This is a genomic window from Streptomyces sp. NPDC057654, from assembly GCF_042800135.1.
Lineage (GTDB): Bacteria > Actinomycetota > Actinomycetes > Streptomycetales > Streptomycetaceae > Streptomyces.
The window spans coordinates 1-4,835 of the sequence record NZ_JBHVHQ010000668.1 but is presented as its reverse complement, the minus strand read 5'-3'; the positions used below and the strand labels follow the sequence as shown (position 1 = coordinate 4,835).

5 protein-coding genes are annotated in these 4,835 nt (G+C 73.3%); 3 read left to right on the top strand and 2 right to left on the bottom strand.

The genetic code is table 11. The features are described from left to right. Positions 1–83 precede the first annotated feature (83 nt). The 3 genes from ACFU99_RS33285 to ACFU99_RS33275 all read left to right on the top strand — a co-directional run bounded on the left by ACFU99_RS33285 (position 84) and on the right by ACFU99_RS33275 (position 3,326). The gene (locus tag ACFU99_RS33285) at positions 84–929 is read left to right on the top strand and encodes a GNAT family N-acetyltransferase (protein ID WP_384399150.1); all 846 of its coding nucleotides are present in this window, start codon (positions 84–86) and stop codon (positions 927–929) included. A gap of 68 nt (positions 930–997) precedes the next feature. Continuing rightward, positions 998–1,531 carry a GNAT family N-acetyltransferase gene (locus tag ACFU99_RS33280; RefSeq protein WP_384399148.1) on the top strand — a complete coding sequence of 178 codons (534 nt, stop codon included), beginning with the start codon at positions 998–1,000 and terminating at the stop codon, positions 1,529–1,531. Positions 1,532–1,625: 94 nt separating this feature from the next. Next, on the top strand, positions 1,626–3,326 hold the full coding sequence (locus tag ACFU99_RS33275; RefSeq protein ID WP_384399146.1) for a proline--tRNA ligase: 1,701 nt from the start codon (positions 1,626–1,628) through the stop codon (positions 3,324–3,326). 92 nt (positions 3,327–3,418) lie between these two features. On the opposite strand, the gene ACFU99_RS33270 is transcribed toward ACFU99_RS33275, so the two are convergent. Both ACFU99_RS33270 and ACFU99_RS33265 read right to left on the bottom strand, forming a co-directional pair. Continuing rightward, positions 3,419–4,351, bottom strand: a complete 933-nt coding sequence (locus ACFU99_RS33270; RefSeq protein ID WP_384399145.1) for an aminoglycoside phosphotransferase family protein — start codon at positions 4,349–4,351, stop codon at positions 3,419–3,421. Between the two features lie 88 nt (positions 4,352–4,439). Continuing rightward, a partial coding sequence (locus tag ACFU99_RS33265) for a ferritin-like domain-containing protein (RefSeq protein ID WP_384399143.1) occupies positions 4,440–4,835 on the bottom strand: 396 nt, incomplete at its 5' end.

Here is a 4,835-nt window from a genome sequence, read left to right as displayed (position 1 = left end):
GTGCGGTGCCGGACACGCGAGGTACAGTGCCAAGACCTGATCCCCCATGGCCCGCGGCCCGAACCGGTGAGGCAATCCGACACGTGTTGACGACGACCACCACCAGGGTCCTGGAGCCCGCAGAGCTCGACGCGGCGCTCGCCGTACTGGACCGCGACCCGGTCGCCAACGCCTTCGTCGCCGCACGCGTACAGGTCGCCGGGCTCGATCCGTGGCGCCTCGGCGGCGAGATGTGGGGCTGGTACACGGACGGCAGGCTGGAGTCCCTGTGCTACGCGGGCGCCAACCTGGTGCCCATCTGCGCCGGACCCGCCGCCGTACGGGCCTTCGCCGACCGCGCCCGCCGCAGCGGTCGCCGCTGCTCTTCCATCGTGGGCCCCACCGAGGCCACCGCGGAGCTGTGGTCGCTGCTGGAGCCCAGCTGGGGACCGGCCCGCGAGGTCCGCGCCCACCAGCCGCTGATGGCCGCCGAGTCCATGCCGCCGGACATCGCCCCCGACCCGCTCGTCCGCCGCGTCCGCAAGGACGAGATGGACGTGATCATGCCGGCCTGTGTGTCGATGTTCACCGAGGAGGTCGGCGTCTCGCCGCTGGCGGGCGACGGCGGCCTCCTCTACCAGGCGCGCGTCGCCGAACTCGTCAGCGCCGGCCGGTCCTTCGCCCGCGTCGAGGACGGCCGCGTCGTCTTCAAGGCCGAGATCGGCGCGGCCACCCCGCGCGCCTGCCAGATCCAGGGCGTCTGGGTCGCCCCCGAGTTCCGCGGCCGCGGCCTCTCCAAGAGCGGCATGGCGGCCGTCCTGGGGTACGCCCTGCGCGACGTCTCCCCGGTCGTCAGCCTCTACGTCAACGACTTCAACACGGCGGCCCGCGCCACGTACCGCGGCGTCGGCTTCCAGGAGGTCGGCGCGTTCATGAGCGTGCTGTTCTGAGGAGCCCGGAGCCGCCCGGCGGCGTCGCGGGGCGGACGCGCACGGCGCCGCACCGGTAGCCTCCCCGCATGGATGACATCGTGGTCGGTCCACTCGACCTCGCCGCGCGCGTGGACGACGCCCTCGCCGTACAGGCGCTCGCCTTCGGGCTCACCGACGACGAGATCGGCGTACGCCGCCAGATCGTGCTGCGGCACCTGCTGAACCCCGGAGCCCGCGCGCTCGGCGCGACCAGAGAGGACGGCCGGCTCGTCGGCTTCGTCTACGGCATGCCCAACGACCGCCACCACTGGTGGGCGACCGTCGTCGAACCGTATCTGCGCGGGGAGGGCAACGACGCCTGGCTGGACGACGCCTTCGTCATCACCGAACTGCACGTGCTCCCCGCCTACCAGAAGCGGCGCATCGGCCGGACGCTGATCACCACCATCACCGACGCCGCCGACGAACCGCGCTCGATCCTCTCCGCCATCGACACCGAGAGCCCGGCCCGCGCCCTCTACCGCAAACTCGGCTACCGCGACCTGGCGCGACCGGTGCACTTCCCGTCCGCGCCCAGCGCCTACGCGGTGATGGGGGCGCTGCTCCCGCTGCCGAGGTGACGCGCGGGGCGGGGGCGTGAGGGAACCCATTTCCCGGCTGTCGGCAGTGGCGGCTAATCTCCTGGGAATCCCACTTCGCACGCAGGAGATCACCATGGCCCACGTCCAGCGCATGTCCACGATGATGCTGAAGACATTGCGCGACGACCCGGCCGACGCGGAGACCGCCAGTCACAAGCTGCTGGTCCGCGCCGGTTACGTCCGCCGCACGTCCGCGGGGATCTGGACCTGGCTGCCGCTCGGCAAGAAGGTGCTGGAGAACGTCTCGCGGGTGGTGCGCGAGGAGATGGACGCCATCGGCGGCCAGGAAGTGCTGCTCCCCGCCCTGCTGCCCAAGGAGCCGTACGAAACGAGCGGCCGCTACGAGGAGTACGGCGACCTGCTCTTCCGCCTCCAGGACCGCAAGGGCGCCGAATACCTGCTCGGCCCCACCCACGAGGAGATCTTCACCCTCACGGTCAAGGACCAGTGCACGTCCTACAAGGACCTGCCCGTGATCCTCTACCAGATCCAGACGAAGTACCGCGACGAGGCGCGCCCCCGCTCCGGCGTGCTGCGCGGGCGCGAGTTCCAGATGAAGGACTCGTACTCCTTCGACGCCTCCGACGAGGGGCTGGCCGAGGCGTACCGCCTGCACCGCGCGGCGTACACCCGCATCTTCGCCCGGATCGGCCTGGACTACCGCATCGTCTCCGCAGTCTCCGGCGCGATGGGCGGCTCGGCGTCCGAGGAGTTCCTGGCCCCCGCCGAGGCCGGCGAGGACACCTTCGCGGACTGCCCGGCCTGCGACTTCTCCGCCAACACGGAGGCGGTCACCGCGGTCGTGCCGCCCGTGCCCGAGACCGGGCACGGCCCCGTCGAGGAGCTGGACACCCCCGACACCCCGACCATCGAGACCCTCGCCGAGCACCTCGGCGTCCCGGCCTCCGCGACGCTCAAGAACCTCCTCGTGAAGGTCGACGGCGAGATCACGGCCGTCGGCGTGCCGGGCGACCGGGAGGTGGACCTCGGCAAGCTGGGCGAACACCTCGCGCCCGCCGTCGTGGAGCTGGTCACCGCCGAGGACTTCGTCGGCCGCCCCGACCTCGTACGCGGCTACGTCGGCCCGCAGGGGCTGGCCGGCAAGGCGTTCCGCTACATCGCCGACCCGCGCGTCGCCCCCGGCACGGCCTGGGTCACCGGCGCCAACAAGGCCGACACGCACGCCCGCAACGTGGTGTGCGGCCGGGACTTCGACGTGGACGAGTACCTCGACGTGGTCGTCGTCGAGGAGGGCGACCCGTGCCCCCGCTGCGGCGCCGGCCTGAAGCTGGACCGGGCGATCGAGATCGGCCACATCTTCCAGCTCGGCCGCAAGTACGCCGACACGTTCGGGCTCGACGTGCTCGGGCAGCAGGGCAAGCCGGTGCGCGTGACCATGGGCTCGTACGGCATCGGCGTCTCCCGCGCCGTCGCCGCGCTCGCCGAGCAGACCCACGACGGCTCCGGGCTCTGCTGGCCGCGCGAGATCGCCCCCGCCGACGTGCACATCGTCGCGGCGGGCAAGGCCCAGCAGACCGAGCTGGCGCTCGACCTCGCGGAGCGGCTGAACGCGGCCGGGACGCGGGTGATGGTCGACGACCGGGCCGGGGTCTCGCCGGGCGTCAAGTTCACCGACGCCGAGCTGATCGGCGTGCCGACGATTCTGGTCGTGGGGCGGAGGGCGGCCGAGGGGGTCGTGGAGCTGAAGGACCGGCGGACGGGGGAGCGGGAGGAGCTTTCGGTCTCCGAGGCCGTTGCCCGTGTGACGGGCTGAGGGCGTCCTGGGGCAGTGGGGGCTGGGGTTTTTCGGGGCGCTGCCCCGGACCCCGGTCCTCAATTGCCGGATGGGCTGAAAGGCCGGCTGGGTTACAGCAAGTCTGCGAATTCCAGGAGGAGTTCGCCTTGTTGGCGATGGCCTGTGGAGAGTCTTCGGAGGGCGGCTTCCGTGGTGCGGAAGTGGGACCAGCCGCGGAGCCGGTCGCGGTCGAGATCGAGGGAGTCGGCCAGTTTGGAGATGCGGCGGCGGGCGGCGGAGGCGGCGCCGGAGGAGGCCAGGAGGGTGTCGCAGCGGTCGCGTACGAGCCGGGCCAGGTCGTACGCGCGCTCGCCCACCAGCGGCTTCGGGTCGATGGCCAGCCACGGGACGCGGTCGCCCGCGAGCACGTTCCCCTGGTGGTAGTCGCCGTGCAGCAGCGCGTCGCCGGGCGCGTCGGCGATCAGCGCGTCGCGCAGCTCCAGCGCCTCGTCGACGACGGCCTCGGCGTCCGCCGCCCACGGCTGGGCGCGGTGCTCGCGCATCGCGCCCGCCAGTACGGCCGTACGGTCGGCGACGGAGACGAAGCGGTGCCCTTCCTCCGGGTTCACCCACAGCCGCTGCAACGTGGCGGCGGCCTCCAGCATGGCCTTCGGGTCCGGCAGCGAACGCAGGCTGACGTCCCCGTGCAGCCGCTCCAGGAGCAGCGCTCCGCCTTCCGGGTCGGCGCGCAGCAGCCGCGCCGCGCCCCAGCCGTTCCACTGGGTGAGCGCCGCGTGTTCCTGCGCGGTCTCCTCGTCGAGCAGGCCGAGCTTGAGCGCGGCCTGCGTGCCGTCGGACTGCCGTACGAGGACGACCATGCTGGCCCGGCCGCCGGGCCGCTGGACCCGCTCGGGCGTCAGCTCCCAGCGCTCCAGGTAGTGCGCGGCCCGGCCGGGCAGGGCGTCGAGCCAGTCCCGCGCGGCGTCGCCGGCCGGCCCCTGGCGGGCGCTCAGGGTGCGTACCAGCCGCTCCGGCGGTTGGAGGCGGTCGTTCGCGTCGGTCATCCCTGAGCTGTCCCTTTCAGATGGTCGGTTTCAGACGGGTCGGTCGCGGCGGGGTCGGTCGTGGTGGGGCCGGGCGCGGCGGCGGGGCTCACATGGCGTCGGCGCTGCCGCTCGCGGCACCGGGTGTCGCCGACGTTTCCGGTGTTCCCGCCCGCTCGGCGAGCCCTGGGAAGGCTACGCTCCCGCCCCGCCACCGCACCGCACGCACCGTCGCCTCACGCATGGCGTCGGCCGCACCGCGGCGCAGCCCGCCGGTGGCGGCCCGTACGAGGTCGGCGTAGACGCCCGTGACACGGTCCTCAAGTTCGGCCGCGAGCCGCACGGCGGCCTGCGCGTCCGGCACGGCGAAGGGCAGCGTGTACGCGGCGGCCGCGGGTTCGGGCGTGCCGCCGAGGTCCTGGACGGTGCGCCGCATCGCGTCCCGCCGGGCGCGGTGCGCGTCGTAGCCCTGGCGCGCCTCGGAGCTGCGCGCGCTGTCCACGCG

Excerpts from the sequence above, each read along its gene's own strand:
- ACFU99_RS33280 (WP_384399148.1), top strand. The coding sequence starts at position 998 with ATGGATGACATCGTGGTCGGTCCACTCGACCTCGCCGCGCGCGTGGAC.
- ACFU99_RS33275 (WP_384399146.1), top strand. The coding sequence starts at position 1,626 with ATGGCCCACGTCCAGCGCATGTCCACGATGATGCTGAAGACATTGCGC.
- ACFU99_RS33270 (WP_384399145.1), bottom strand. The coding sequence starts at position 4,351 with ATGACCGACGCGAACGACCGCCTCCAACCGCCGGAGCGGCTGGTACGC.